General features: G+C 57.1%; 15 protein-coding genes. 3 read left to right on the forward strand and 12 right to left on the reverse strand.

Translation table 11 applies throughout. The features are described 5' to 3' along the window. Positions 1–34 precede the first annotated feature (34 nt). The 3 genes from BEI65_RS19055 (at position 35) to BEI65_RS19065 (ending at position 1371) form a co-directional block, all read left to right on the forward strand. Positions 35–469, forward strand: a complete 435-nt coding sequence (locus BEI65_RS19055; protein WP_099064649.1) for a flagella synthesis protein FlgN — start codon at positions 35–37, stop codon at positions 467–469. 232 nt (positions 470–701) lie between these two features. Further along, positions 702–1088 carry a type II toxin-antitoxin system RelE/ParE family toxin gene (locus BEI65_RS19060; protein ID WP_099064650.1) on the forward strand — a complete coding sequence of 129 codons (387 nt, stop codon included), beginning with the start codon at positions 702–704 and terminating at the stop codon, positions 1086–1088. After that, positions 1069–1371, forward strand: coding sequence for a DNA-binding transcriptional regulator (locus BEI65_RS19065; RefSeq protein ID WP_006321467.1), 303 nt, complete (start codon positions 1069–1071; stop codon positions 1369–1371). Before BEI65_RS19060 ends, BEI65_RS19065 begins: the two co-directional genes overlap by 20 nt. Positions 1372–1374: 3 nt before the next feature. Here the strand turns inward: BEI65_RS19065 and BEI65_RS19070 are convergent, their stop codons facing one another. The 12 genes from BEI65_RS19070 to cheW form a co-directional block, all read right to left on the reverse strand. Continuing rightward, complete coding sequence (locus BEI65_RS19070; protein WP_099064651.1) at positions 1375–1779, reverse strand: flagellar protein FlhE; 405 nt, start codon at positions 1777–1779, stop codon at positions 1375–1377. Continuing rightward, positions 1779–3857 carry a flagellar biosynthesis protein FlhA gene (flhA, locus tag BEI65_RS19075; protein ID WP_099064652.1) on the reverse strand — a complete coding sequence of 693 codons (2079 nt, stop codon included), beginning with the start codon at positions 3855–3857 and terminating at the stop codon, positions 1779–1781. The genes BEI65_RS19070 and flhA overlap by 1 nt, the downstream gene beginning before the upstream one ends. Next, positions 3850–5001: a flagellar biosynthesis protein FlhB gene (gene flhB, locus BEI65_RS19080; protein WP_099064653.1), complete on the reverse strand. Its 1152-nt coding sequence runs from the start codon at positions 4999–5001 to the stop codon at positions 3850–3852. Before flhB ends, flhA begins: the two co-directional genes overlap by 8 nt. Positions 5002–5130: 129 nt before the next feature. Beyond that, a complete protein-coding gene (locus BEI65_RS19085) occupies positions 5131–5529 on the reverse strand; it encodes a type II toxin-antitoxin system VapC family toxin (protein ID WP_099064654.1) in 399 nt (132 codons plus the stop codon). Then, complete coding sequence (vapB, locus tag BEI65_RS19090; RefSeq protein WP_085117342.1) at positions 5529–5762, reverse strand: type II toxin-antitoxin system VapB family antitoxin; 234 nt, start codon at positions 5760–5762, stop codon at positions 5529–5531. Before vapB ends, BEI65_RS19085 begins: the two co-directional genes overlap by 1 nt. Before the next feature lie 124 nt (positions 5763–5886). After that, complete coding sequence (cheZ, locus tag BEI65_RS19095) at positions 5887–6531, reverse strand: protein phosphatase CheZ (protein ID WP_099064655.1); 645 nt, start codon at positions 6529–6531, stop codon at positions 5887–5889. A gap of 10 nt (positions 6532–6541) precedes the next feature. Continuing rightward, positions 6542–6931, reverse strand: a complete 390-nt coding sequence (gene cheY / locus BEI65_RS19100) for a chemotaxis response regulator CheY (RefSeq protein ID WP_099064656.1) — start codon at positions 6929–6931, stop codon at positions 6542–6544. 65 nt (positions 6932–6996) lie between these two features. Continuing rightward, positions 6997–8046 (reverse strand): chemotaxis response regulator protein-glutamate methylesterase, encoded by a 1050-nt coding sequence (locus BEI65_RS19105; RefSeq protein WP_099064657.1) that lies wholly within the window; start codon positions 8044–8046, stop codon positions 6997–6999. Beyond that, positions 8046–8918, reverse strand: a complete 873-nt coding sequence (cheR, locus tag BEI65_RS19110) for a protein-glutamate O-methyltransferase CheR (RefSeq protein WP_026142427.1) — start codon at positions 8916–8918, stop codon at positions 8046–8048. The genes BEI65_RS19105 and cheR overlap by 1 nt, the downstream gene beginning before the upstream one ends. 28 nt (positions 8919–8946) lie before the next feature. Further along, a complete protein-coding gene (locus BEI65_RS19115; RefSeq protein WP_099064658.1) occupies positions 8947–10572 on the reverse strand; it encodes a methyl-accepting chemotaxis protein in 1626 nt (541 codons plus the stop codon). Between the two features lie 84 nt (positions 10573–10656). Continuing rightward, entirely contained in the window at positions 10657–12327 is a 1671-nt protein-coding gene (locus BEI65_RS19120; protein ID WP_099064659.1) for a methyl-accepting chemotaxis protein, read from the reverse strand. Between the two features lie 172 nt (positions 12328–12499). Then, positions 12500–13000, reverse strand: a complete 501-nt coding sequence (gene cheW / locus BEI65_RS19125) for a chemotaxis protein CheW (RefSeq protein ID WP_012145706.1) — start codon at positions 12998–13000, stop codon at positions 12500–12502. Positions 13001–13016 lie beyond the last annotated feature (16 nt).

Raw genomic sequence — 13016 nt, forward strand, 5'->3', positions numbered from 1 at the left:
CACCAGGGAACTCTTTGAAAGGTGATTTATCGTAATGGAAAATCTGGCGCAACTGATCAATAAGCTGCTGGAAACGCTGCAAGCGTTGGATACCGTGCTGGCGGAAGAGCATCATTTGCTGTGCTCAGGCCAATTACCGGGCGTGGCGCTGCAACGTGCCACCGACGCAAAAAGCCAGCTGCTGGCCACGGTAAACTATCTGGAACAGCAGCGGCTGAAACTGGAAAGTGCACAAGGGCAACAGGCACCCTACTCTGCACATCCACGTCTGGCGGAAGCCTGGCAACGGGTGCAGTCGCTCAGCCAACGGCTGCGGGAAAAAAACCAGCATAACGGTATGCTGCTCAATCAACAGATCGATCACAACGCCCAGGCGCTGGCGATCCTGAGCAAGCAAAACAAATCGCTGTACGGCCCCGATGGCCAGTCGCGCAACGCCAGCCTGCTCGGACGAAAAATCGGCGTTTAATTAATGGCACTTCACCCGGTCAGCTCTGCGTTCAACCGGGTGCATTGCTTCCCAATGCGAGATAACTCGCACTTCCGTTGCCATTCTATCTAACCCTCTGATTTTATTTTCGTAACACTACACATACCTGGTATTTCCATCTGTTCTGTTCCATCCCATTCCCCCACCCTGTGTTGTTTTTTAAACCACTTGATCTATACCCGTAAAGGGGATAGTTTCACAGGGAGTGTGAATGACCGATATTTACCTCACCAAAACATTTCAGGCATTCGCTGCCCACGAACGCATTAGCGATGCCACGGTAATCAAAGCTGCGCGAGAAATACAAAACCAACTGTACGATGCCAATTTGGGCAGTTGCGTTTATAAGAAACGAGTCGCCCGGGCGGGTGGCGGTAAACGCGGTGGCTACCGGGTACTTATTGCCTTTCGAGATGAAGACCGGTTTTTTTTCATGAGAGGATTTGCCAAAAATGAAATGGACAACATTGCCAGTGATGAATTGGTCGGGTTAAAGCGCCTTGCTGCGCTCTATCTGGACTATTCCCCTTTCAGGCTTTATCAGTTGGTTAATGACAAGAGGTTGAGGAGACTGACCTATGAGCAAGATCCTTGCTGAGATCCACCAGGAAGTGCAGGAGCTGTATCAGGCAGGATTTGTCGATGCCGGCACCATGCGCACCTTCGACATGCTGTGTTTACGCCCGGTCAAACAATATACCCCAGCGGACATCCGCGCCCTGCGCGAGCGCGAGAACGTCAGCCAGCCGGTGTTTGCCTTGCATCTGAACGTCAGCAAAAAGGCGGTGCAAAAATGGGAACGCGGCGAAGCCGTTCCCAACTCCGCCGCGATGAAGCTGCTTTCGTTGGTCGACCGCAACGGTCTGGCGATCCTGGCTTAACCGTTACTGGTAATTAACAATCACCTGATTGCTGATCACCCGCAGCGGCGGATTCAAACTGCCGCGCGCCTGCACGTAATAAACAAAACGCAGTTCGGCATTTGCCGGTTCGCCTTGCAGCCCAATGCTGCTGCCACTGCCGCCCCCCAGTGTAATACAGCGGGTCAGGGTACAGAGTTGCACCTGCATGCCGGCCGGTTCGGCAGCCAATAAGCGGTAACGCCAACTTACGCTGGTGATACGCGCATTCGCATCCGGTAATTCATTTGGCGCACGCAGCCGGGGTGATTCACCCCGTTCCCCACCGTATTCCAGCGTAGCACCGACGCTGTCGGCCACCCAGGAACCCGATGCCGCCTGCAAGCTCAGCGGGGCTAACAGGCAGATTAACGCCATGCGGTATTTCATTATGCGGCCCCAATGGTCGCGGTCATGCGGATTTGACGGTCGTCGTTGATTTCCAGATTCGACAGCACCACCAGTTGCGGCAGGCCGCGGCGCAAGAAACGCGCCAGCAATGCCCGTAGCGCGTGGTTCACCAGCAGTACCGGTGGCGCACTGAGCATTTCCTGCCGCTGCAGTGCCTGTTTGGCCTGATCCAGCAAGCGATCCGCCAGCCCCGGCTCCAGACCGCCACCGCCCTGCAGGGCTTGCAATAACAAGCGTTCCAGCTGGGTATCCAGGCCTATCACCTGGATTTCGCCGTTGCCCGGGAACCACTGCTGGGTGATCGCCCGCCCAAGTGCCACCCGCACTACGGTGGTCAACTCATAGGGATCGGTCTGGGACGGCGCATGCTCCGCCAACGTCTCGATAATGGTGCGCATGTCGCGGATCGAAACCCGCTCCGTCAGCAGATTCTGCAATACTTTATGCAGCGTGGTCAGCGTCACCACACCCGGCACGAAATCTTCGGTCAGTTTTGGCATGTCTTGCGCGACACGATCCAATAACTGCTGCGTTTCCTGTCGGCCAAACAGCTCGCTGGCAAACTGGCCAATCAGATGATTAAGATGGGTCGCCACCACGGTGCTGGCTTCTACCACGGTAAAGCCCTGGATTTGTGCCTGCTCACGCAGTGCGCTGTCAATCCATACCGCTTCCAGCCCAAAGGCCGGATCGGTGGTTTTATCCCCTGCCAATTCACCCACTGCGTTACCCGGATTGATCGCCAGCCAACGTCCCGGTTGCGCTTCACCGCTGCCGATCTCTACCCCTTTCATCAGGATACGGTAGCTGGCCGGCGGCAGTTCCAGGTTGTCGCGGATATGCACCACCGGCGGCAGGTAACCCATCTCCTGCGCAAACTTTTTACGGATGCCGCGAATACGGCCGAGCAGCTCACCGTTCTGCTGGAAATCCACCATCGGGATTAGCCGGTAACCGACCTCCATCCCCAGCGGATCTTCCAACTGCACGTCAGACCAACTGGCTTCCACCGCCTGCGGATTATCCTGCGCTATCGGCACTTCCTGTTCTTTTGGTGCTTGCTGTTCCCGCCCGCGCAGCCACCAGGCCAGGGCCAACAGACCGGCAGTAAACAGCAGGAAGACCAGGTTAGGCATCCCCGGCACCATGCCCAGCAGGCCGAGTACCGCGGCACTCAACAGCATGACTCGCGGATTCTTGAACAGTTGGCTAACCATCTGCTCGCCAACGTCCTGATCGGTCGCCACGCGGGTCACGATAACACCGGCGGCGGTCGAAATGACCAACGCCGGGATCTGCGCCACCAGCCCGTCACCGATAGTCAGCAAGGTATAGGTTTCCGCCGCTGTGCCCAGTTCCATGCCGTGCTGGATCACCCCGACCAACAGGCCACCAACCACGTTCAACATCATGATCATCAGGCCGGCGACAGCGTCACCACGGACGAACTTACTGGCACCGTCCATCGAACCGTAGAAATCCGCTTCCTGCGTCACTTCGGAACGGCGTTTTTTCGCCTCTTCTTCACCGATCAGACCGGCGTTGAGATCGGCGTCGATCGCCATCTGCTTGCCCGGCATGCCGTCGAGTACAAAGCGTGCGCCCACTTCAGCGATACGCCCGGCCCCCTTGGTGATAACCATAAAGTTGATCAGCACCAAAATGATAAACACCACAATACCGATGGCAAAGTTACCGCCCACCAGGAAGTGACCAAAGGCCTCCACCACGCGACCGGCAGCGGCGGAACCGGTGTGTCCTTCCATCAGTATGATGCGCGTCGAAGCTACGTTGAGCGACAGGCGCAGCAAGGTCGAGAACAGCAAGATGGTGGGAAACGCCGCGAATTCCAGCGTGCGCTGGGTAAACATGGCTACCAGCAGCACCATGATCGACAAGGCAATATTGAAGGTGAACAACAGATCGAGGATAAATGCCGGCAAGGGCAACACCATCATCGACAGGATCATCAGGATCAGTATCGGCCCGGCCAATACCTGCCACTGCGTATCTTTAAAACTGCCCGGCAAACGAAGCAAGGCGGCCAAATTAGCCATTAGTGTCACTTTCTCCAGCAAAATCCAGTGCTTCCGGCACCGGTAAACGTTCAGGTTTTTTCGGGATCAGCCCCCCTTCGCGCCGCCAGCGTCTTAGCTGGTAAACCCAGGCCAGAACTTCGGCCACGGCGGCGTACAGGGTGGCAGGAATATGTTGTCCAATCTCGCTGTGTCGGTACAGCGCACGCGCCAGCGGCGGCGCTTCCAGCATCGGGATGCGGTGTTCCATACCCAGCTCACGGATACGCAGCGCAATTTCACCGGCCCCCTTGGCCAGAACTTTCGGTGCGCTCATTTTTTTGTCGTTGTACTGCAGTGCGACGGCGTAGTGCGTCGGGTTGGTCACGATAACGTCGGCCTTCGGCACGTCGGCCATCATTCGCCGCCGGGACATGGCGCGCTGCTGCTGACGGATGCGCCCTTTGACGTGCGGGTCGCCCTCCTGATCCTTGAACTCGTCACGGATGTCCTGCTTGGTCATTTTCAGTTTTTTGAAGTGGCTCCACAGCTGATAAAACACGTCAAACGCCACCATCGGTGTCAGTGCCAGTACCACCAGCAAGCCACAGAAGATGATCATCTGCAGTGCATTGCCGAGCGCATCGAGCGGCTGTTGCGTCACCAGGTGCAGCATCGCTGCCCAGTTGTGCCACAGGTACAGGCCGGTGACCCAGCCCACCAACGTCGCTTTCAGGATGCCCTTCAACAATTCCGCCAGCACCTGGCTGGAAAATATCCGTTTCAACCCGGACAGCGGATTCATGCGCTTTAAATCAAACTTGAGCGATTTGCCGCTCAACAGCAGGCCACCAAGCAGCATCGGTGCGGTGATCGCCACCAGCGTCAACCCCGCCATAACCGGCAACAGCGCCCAAACCGCCTGCTGCAATAAGGTCGCCAATTGGCGCAGCATCTGTTTGTCGTTGCTGACCATGCTGTGATCGAAGTTCAGACCCTGCGTCAGCATCATGGCCAAGCGTTGCGCCATATTGCCGCCGGCCAGCCAGATGATCGACAGCCCTGCCACCAGCATCAACACCGACGTCAACTCGCGCGAACGCGGGATCTGGCCATCTTCGCGGGCCTTTTCCACCCTGTGGGGTGTGGGAGCCTCGCTTTTTTCCAGATCGCTGTCTTCAGCCACGAGCGAGTTTCCTGTGCCGGGAGGGAATAAAATTGCCGTCAGCATGCCAAAAAAATGCTGATTTCATTGATGGAACAGCGAGGAAAAAGGCGGGTTATTTGCGGGATGGTTCAATGAAGCGAGGTGGCGCTACAGCCAATTTTGCAGACGCAGGCCGTCAACGCGTTCAAACTCACGCAGATTATTGGTCACCAGCACCAATCCTTCACTGCGAGCATGTCCGGCAATATGCAGATCGTTGATGCCGATTGGCGTACCCTGCCGTTCCAGGCAGGCACGAATATTACCGTAGTGAGCGGCAGCTTTGGCCGTGTAATCCAGTATCTCCAGACGGGAGACAAAGTCGTCAATCACCCGGGCATTTTCTGTAGGCCGCATACTTTTTTCCACTCCATGAATCAACTCGGCATAAGTGACCGACGAGATCACCATTTTGCCGGCATGCTGATTAAATCTTTGCAGCACTTCCAGTGGCCGACGCTTGATCACGTAAATCACAATGTTGGTATCCAGCATGTGGCTGAACATCAAAATTCTTCCCTTTCAGACTGATACTGGTCGGCCCTCTCGCTGAGAAAATCATCGCTGACGTGATTGTCTGTGCAGAAAAAACTGTCCCAGGTATTTTCTACCGGCGAAAGGATGCGCTCTTTACCGACCACCCGTACCGAGACTTTTGAAACGGAATCGGGAAAGCGGACCTCAGCAGGTAAACGCACGGCCTGGGTGCGGTTATTGGTAAATACAGAACCTAATGTCATAGCGACTCTCCTCTGTGGTGTGGCTTAAATTATAACCACCACAGCGTATATAGCAATGCTATATACCTTGAGTTATGCGAGTCGTTGCGCAGTTCGGGGCACGACTCATGTCGCGCCCCCGTCATCAGAAACCCAGGCTGTCGAGCAGGTCGTCGACCTGTGCCTGATTGGCGATCACACCGGCACCGTTCTGGTCGAGCTGCGGACCGTTGAGCAGGCTGTCACTCGGCTTTTTCTCTTTCGCCGGCTGTTCAGGAATATTTTCCATCAGCACCATCAGCAGTTGCTTTTCAATCTCCTGCACCACGTCCATCATGCGTTTGATCACCTGACCGGTCAGATCCTGGAAATCCTGCGCCATCATGATTTCCAGCAACTGGGCGTTGGTGAATGCCGTATGCTCCGGCACCTGCTCCAGGTACTGACGGGTGTCGGTCACCAGTTCGCGCGCATCGTCCAGTTCGATCGGATCGGCGAACCAGTCGTCCCAGCGGCCTTTTAACGCCCTGGCCTCTGATTCCAGCTCCGCCTGGCGCGGTTGCGCGGCCTCCACACAGTTCAACGCCCGTTCCGCTGCCTGCGCCGTCATGGTGACTACGTAATCCAGACGATCGCGCGCATCCGGGATTGCCTCTGCCGCCTGGGCGATCGCCTGATCAAGCCCCAGTTCACGCATGCTGTCACGCAACATACGCGTCAGTTGGCCAATGCGAGAGATAATCTCCCCCGCGGTTGCCGCATCGCTGGCAGGCATTGGAATGTCTCTCATCGCCCTCTCCTTACATGCCCAGTTTTTCAAAGATCTTATTGAGCTTTTCTTCCAGCGTTGCCGCCGTAAAAGGTTTCACCACGTAACCGCTGGCACCGGCCTGCGCCGCCGCGATAATGTTTTCTTTCTTGGCTTCCGCCGTCACCATCAGTACCGGCATGGTCGCCAGCGCGCCGTCGGCACGGATAGTCTGCAACAGCTCCAGGCCATCCATGTTCGGCATGTTCCAGTCGGAAACCACGAAGTCGAAGTCACCGGCACGAAGTTTGTTCAACGCATCCGCGCCGTCTTCGGCTTCTTCTACGTTGTTGAATCCCAACTCTTTCAGCAAGTTTCTGACGATACGACGCATGGTGGAAAAATCATCCACCACCAGAAACTTAAGGCTCTTGTCTGCCATTTTTACTCCCAAGGTTTAACCGTTAAAGATGCAAAACAACTGCCGCCGTCGGCGGCAACATAAAATCAAATACGTAATGCCTGGCCACCGGCAATTTGCGCCAGCATCCGTTGGCTCATGCGTTCCAGCTCCACCACTTCATTGACGCCACCGGTGGCGATCGCCTCACGCGGCATACCGAACACCACACAGCTGGCTTCGTTTTGCGCCAGGGTATAGGCACCGGCGCGGTGCATTTCCAGCATGCCCGCAGCACCGTCATTGCCCATGCCGGTCAGGATCACCCCCACCGCATTACGCCCGGCGTACTGCGCGACCGAGCGAAACAGCACGTCCACCGACGGCCGATGGCGGTTGACCGGTGGGCCGTCATGCAGCTTCACCTGATAGTTAGCCCCGCTGCGTGACAGTTCCAGGTGACGATCGCCCGGTGCGATATAGGCATGACCCGGCAGCACGCGTTCGCCGTCTTCGGCCTCTTTCACCGTGATTTGGCACAGCTTGTTCAGCCGTTCGGCAAACGAACGGGTAAAGCCCGGGGGCATATGCTGGGTAATCAACAGCGCCGGGCTGGTGGCCGGCAACGGTTGCAGTACCTGACGGATCGCTTCGGTACCGCCGGTAGAGGCCCCGATGGCAATCAGCTTTTCACTGCTCAGCAGCGGCGTATGGCTGAGGATCGCCGGAGCCGGGCTGTTGGAGCGTTGGGGTAACCGCGCCTTGGCCGCCGTACGGATTTTCTCGGCAATCAGCTCGCTGTAAGCCAGCATGCCTTCGCGAATGCCCAACTGCGGTTTGGTGACAAAATCCACCGCTCCCAGCTCCAGTGCACGCAGCGTAATTTCCGAACCCTTACCGGTCAGCGACGACACCATCACCACCGGCATTGGCCGCAGACGCATCAGTTTTTCCAGGAAGTCGAGGCCGTCCATACGTGGCATTTCGACATCCAGCGTTAGCACCTGCGGGTTAAACTTTTTGATCAGATCGCGTGCCACCAGCGGATCCGGTGCGCTCGCCACCATCTCCATATCAGGATGGCTGTTGACAATTTCGGTCATCAACTGGCGCATCAGGGCCGAATCGTCGACGCACAATACTCTGATTTTATTCATTACCTCTCCTTGGTCAGGCCATACACGGTCTGCCCACGCAAGTAGAAATCCCGGCTGATCTGGCTGAAGTTCTCGGAGTGACCGGCAAACATCAGCCCCCCCGGTTTAAGCAAGGGCACGAAGCGCCGCAGGATGCGCTCCTGTGTCGCCTTATCGAAGTAGATCATCACGTTGCGGCAGAAAATGGCGTCAAATTGCCCCGGCAGCGCCCATTCCGGTGCCAGCAGGTTAAGCGACTGAAAATTCACCCGCCCCGCCAGTTCCGGTCGCACCCGCACCAACCCCTGATGCGGCCCGGTGCCGCGCAGGAAATAGCGTTGCATCTGCGTCGGCGTCAGGGTGCGCAGATCTTCCTGGCGATACACCCCCGCCTCGGCTTTTTCCAGCACCTGGGTATCGATGTCGCTGGCCCACACCTGACAGCCGGTGGCGCGTTGCCCCAACACTTCACTCAGGGTGATAGCGATCGAGTAAGGTTCTTCCCCGGTCGAGGCCGCCGTGCTCCACACGCAATAGCCGTTTGGTCGTGAGCGAGCATGCTCCGCCAGGATCGGAAAGTGATGCGCCTCGCGGAAAAAGGCCGTCAGGTTGGTGGTCAATGCGTTAATAAACGCCTGCCATTCGGCGCTGTTCGGATCGCTTTCCAACAGCGCCAGATAATCGCCAAAGTCGTTCAGGCCCAGCAACCGCAGGCGTCGTACCAGACGGTTGTAAACCATCTCGCGCTTGTGCTCCGCCAGCACGATGCCGGCGCGCTGGTAAATCAGTTGGCTGATACGACGAAAATGCACGTCCAGCAACGGCAGGCGTTGCACCATCTGCGTCAGCAATGTCGCAGGGTCTCGGTTTGGGGTCGACGGTGCCGGCTTCATACCATGTCACTCAGAAAAAACGGGCTGCTTATGCGGTTTGACAATCTGGGGCTTCCTTTACCACGGGTGAAACTGCGTCTTGAGGGTGAGTCGGTGCGGTGAAGTTATCGTCCGCCAGGCGGAATACCGACACCGCATCGGCCAGGGTGATCGCCTGTTCCTCCAGTGCGGTGGCCGCCGAGGCGGCTTCCTCCACCAGTGCGGCGTTCTGTTGGGTGACCTGATCCATCTGGGTCACGGCCTGCGTCACCTGTTCGATGCCGCGGCTCTGTTCATCCGACGCCGAGGCGATTTCGCCCATGATGTCGGTTACCCGGGTGACCGAACGCACGATGTCCTGCATGGTGGCACCGGAGTTTTCCACCAGCACCGAACCTTGCTTGACGCGACTGACCGACTCGTCGATCAACCCTTTGATTTCTTTCGCCGCCTGCGCGCTGCGTTGCGCCAGGTTGCGCACTTCGCCGGCCACCACCGCAAAACCTCGGCCCTGCTCGCCGGCACGCGCCGCTTCAACCGCCGCGTTCAACGCCAGGATATTGGTCTGGAAGGCAATACCGTCGATCACGCTGGTAATGGCACCAATCTTCTGCGAACTATTGGCAATATCGTGCATGGTAGTCACCACGTCACCCGCCAGCTCGCCGCCCTTGGCCGCGGTGGTCGAGGCGTCTCGTGCCAGTTGTGAAGCCTGGCGCGCATTATCGGCATTCTGTTTCACCGTGGCGGTCAACTGCTCCATGCTGGCAGCCGTTTCTTCCAGCGAGGCCGCCTGCTGCTCGGTACGGGAAGAGAGATCGTTGTTGCCTTCGGATATTTCCTGCAGGCCGATCAGGATCGATTCCGCCCCATCGCGCACGGCACCCACGGTGCCGATCAGCGATTGCTGCATGCCTTGCAGGCTGGCGAACAATAGGCTGATTTCATTACGGCCATACACCTGGATCGGCGTGGCCAGATCGCCGGCGGCAATGCGGTCAAAATGACTGCGCATGATATTCAGCGGCCGTACCAACATGTTACGCAGCCACCAGGTGGCGCTGCCGGTGACCACGATCAGCATCAGTATCGCACCGGCTACCAGCCAGCCCGACAGGGTGAATGAGCGCTGATTCGCCGTATTGGCGTCGCTGACGTTAGCGCTCACCAGTTGCAGATACTGGACAAAATCGGCTTCAAACAGGTCCTGGGTTTTCTGCGTCGGCTGGTCCATAAACGCCTGCAGATTATCATTCTCCAGGAAGCCAATCAGCTCACGCAGGGTATTGCGCAGCCGGTCATAGCTGGCCTTGGTAGTTGCGGTCAGCTGTTGTTCCTGTTCACTGTTACGCGGTACCGCCAGGAACTGGTTGAAATAGAGATCGGCTTTTTGCAGTGAACTGCGCGCATTGCCCATCAGCGCATTGACCTGATCCTGCGGCAGTTTGAGCGCCGCACGGGTACCGGCGCGATTGAGCGTATTACGCGCCTGTAGCAGCGATACCCAGCTCAGGCTGAGGGCATCGCGCTGCTGGCTGCCGAGGGTGATCAAATTCAGATTGTGGTGATCGGAGCGGAAAGCGGTGTACGACAAGCCGCTGGTGGCCAACTGCATAACACAAAAAGTCATCAACAACAGAAACAGACTGGTAGAGACGCGGATTCGGTTAAACACTGTGAACCTCCTTGCAGCCGGCCGATGGCCAGCTCACGACGGGGAATCGGCCTCCCCCCGAACAGGAAGGAGGCCTAATGCCGGTTAGAACGTTTCCCAGTTATCCTGCGGATCGCTGGCGTTCATTTTTTTATGATTGAGTACCGGTGTTACTGTTGCCTTGCTGCTGGCGGGCATTTTGAATTCATCCTGGCCTGCCGCTTTTAAACGGAATACCGCCACCGACTGGGTCAGCATGCTGGCCTGCTCTTCCAGCGCCGCCGCTGCAGAAGCAGACTCTTCCACCAGTGAGGCGTTCTGCTGGGTGACGCGGTCCATTTCTGCTACCGCCTGACCAACCTGATCGATGCCACGGCTCTGTTCGTCGGACGCCGAGGCAATTTCCCCCATGATGTCGGTGACACGGGTAACCGCATTGACGATATCGCCCATGGTTTCCCCGGCGCTTTCCACCAGTACCGAGCCCATATCAACGCGGTTGACGGAATCTTCGATCAACCCTTTGATTTCCTTCGCCGCCTGCGCACTGCGCTGGGCCAGATTACGTACTTCACCGGCCACCACCGCAAAACCACGGCCCTGTTCACCGGCGCGTGCCGCTTCTACCGCGGCGTTCAATGCCAGGATGTTGGTCTGGAAAGCAATACCGTCGATCACGCCGGTAATGTCGGCAATTTTCTGTGAACTACCGGCAATGTCATGCATGGTTTGCACCACATTGGCCACCACCTTGCCGCCTTTCTGCGCGGTTTCGGAGGCGCTCAACGCCAACTGGCTGGCCTGGCGGGCATTTTCGGCGTTCTGTTTCACCGTGGCGGTCAACTGCTCCATGCTGGCAGCGGTTTCCTCCAGTGAGGCGGCCTGCTGTTCGGTACGAGAAGAGAGGTCGTTATTGCCGGCGGCAATTTCGGAGGCACCGCTATAGATCGCGTCGGCGCCCTGACGGACCCCACTGACGGTGTCGATCAGTTCGTTCTGCATATGTTTGAGGCTGGCGGCCAATACGCCCATTTCATTGCGGCTGTTCACTGCAATCTGCTGGGTCAGATCGCCGGCGGCAATCATTTTGATGTGTTCGATCATGCGGTTCAGCGGACGCACCAGGATGTGGTGAATGCCGCTCCACACCAACATGATCACCGCCAGAACCACCAGTAACACTACCGCCAGCGTCCAGAGTGCGAAGTTGAAGGAGTTGTTGCTGTCTTCTACTGCGCTCTGATAAAGCTTGTCGTTTTGCGCCAGGTAGGTGTTGTAGATATCTTCGAACGCGTCCTGATAGCTTTGCGTCGGCTGGTCAAAGAAGGCGTTGATCTTGCCCTCACCCAGCAATACGGTCAGTTCGGTTAAAGCGCCGTGCAGGATGCCGTATTGCTGCTTGAGCTTTTCGGCTGACTGCGCGTCCTGGCGGGCATTGAGAGGGATTTTGTCATAGGCGGCGTAGTGTTGTTCTGCCACCACCAGGTTGCTTTTGGCTCGCGCCAGCAGCTCGGCCACAGTGGCACCGCTGCCAATGTTATTGGTGTCCATCATGTGACGAATACCGGCACGGTTGAGCGTGTTGCGGGCCTGCAGCAGGTTGACCCAGCTTTCGTTCAGCTCGGATTGTTGCTGGCGAATGGTCTGCAATACGGTGAAGTTTTCTTTGTCATTCTTCAGTGAGGAGAAGAACAGCCCGCCTGATACCAACTGCAAGGCGCCAAATAACACCAGCACCAGTAACAGGCTGGTGACCACCTTCATACGATTAAACATGTTTTCCCTTGTTAAACGCCCGCGCGGACAGGCCCTGATTACGTTGATTGACAGAGTTATCGGCGCGGTTGGGAAGAACTTTATGCGGGGAGGTAACTATTTTTATGTAGGGTTTGGGTTTGTCCGGTTTCCAGATCAGGGCGCGGCATGCAGCGCCCCTACGGGTAGCGGATCAGGCGCTTTTGGCCACACTGTCGACCAGCGACATCTCTTCACTGCTCAGCAATTTTTCGATATCAACCAGGATCAGCATGCGATCGCCCAGCGAGCCCAGGCCGGTCAGGTATTCGGTCGCCAGCGTCACGGCAAATTCCGGTGCCGGACGGATCTGCTCGGTGGTCAGCGACAGCACGTCGGACACGCCGTCAACCACGATACCCACCACCCGTTGGCCAAAGTTCAGCACGATCACCACGGTATTTTCATCGTAGGATACGTCCTGCTGAGCGAATTTCACCCGCAGGTCGATAATCGGCACAATCACGCCGCGCAGGTTGGTGACGCCCTTGATAAAGGCCGGAGTATTGGCGATGCGCGTAACCTGATCGTAGCCGCGGATCTCCTGCACCTTGAGGATATCAATGCCATATTCCTCATTGCCCAAGGTAAAAATCAGGAATTCTTGCCCTACCGTTTCGCCAGCCAGTTTGCTGACGGTTGCCAGTCCTGCCATGTCATTCACCCTTCAA

Origin of the sequence: Serratia sp. BW106 (assembly GCF_002607755.1) — a bacterium.
Classification (GTDB): Bacteria; Pseudomonadota; Gammaproteobacteria; order Enterobacterales; family Enterobacteriaceae; genus Serratia; species Serratia proteamaculans.

Bases quoted from the DNA above. Each gene is read 5' to 3' on its own strand.
- cheY (WP_099064656.1), bottom strand. From the start codon at position 6,931: ATGGCAGACAAGAGCCTTAAGTTTCTGGTGGTGGATGATTTTTCCACC.
- BEI65_RS19085 (WP_099064654.1), bottom strand. From the start codon at position 5,529: ATGTTCAGCCACATGCTGGATACCAACATTGTGATTTACGTGATCAAG.
- vapB (WP_085117342.1), bottom strand. From the start codon at position 5,762: ATGACATTAGGTTCTGTATTTACCAATAACCGCACCCAGGCCGTGCGT.
- cheZ (WP_099064655.1), bottom strand. From the start codon at position 6,531: ATGAGAGACATTCCAATGCCTGCCAGCGATGCGGCAACCGCGGGGGAG.
- BEI65_RS19065 (WP_006321467.1), top strand. From the start codon at position 1,069: ATGAGCAAGATCCTTGCTGAGATCCACCAGGAAGTGCAGGAGCTGTAT.
- cheW (WP_012145706.1), bottom strand. From the start codon at position 13,000: ATGGCAGGACTGGCAACCGTCAGCAAACTGGCTGGCGAAACGGTAGGG.
- BEI65_RS19055 (WP_099064649.1), top strand. From the start codon at position 35: ATGGAAAATCTGGCGCAACTGATCAATAAGCTGCTGGAAACGCTGCAA.
- BEI65_RS19120 (WP_099064659.1), bottom strand. From the start codon at position 12,327: ATGTTTAATCGTATGAAGGTGGTCACCAGCCTGTTACTGGTGCTGGTG.
- BEI65_RS19070 (WP_099064651.1), bottom strand. From the start codon at position 1,779: ATGAAATACCGCATGGCGTTAATCTGCCTGTTAGCCCCGCTGAGCTTG.
- BEI65_RS19105 (WP_099064657.1), bottom strand. From the start codon at position 8,046: ATGAATAAAATCAGAGTATTGTGCGTCGACGATTCGGCCCTGATGCGC.
- flhA (WP_099064652.1), bottom strand. From the start codon at position 3,857: ATGGCTAATTTGGCCGCCTTGCTTCGTTTGCCGGGCAGTTTTAAAGAT.
- BEI65_RS19060 (WP_099064650.1), top strand. From the start codon at position 702: ATGACCGATATTTACCTCACCAAAACATTTCAGGCATTCGCTGCCCAC.
- cheR (WP_026142427.1), bottom strand. From the start codon at position 8,918: ATGAAGCCGGCACCGTCGACCCCAAACCGAGACCCTGCGACATTGCTG.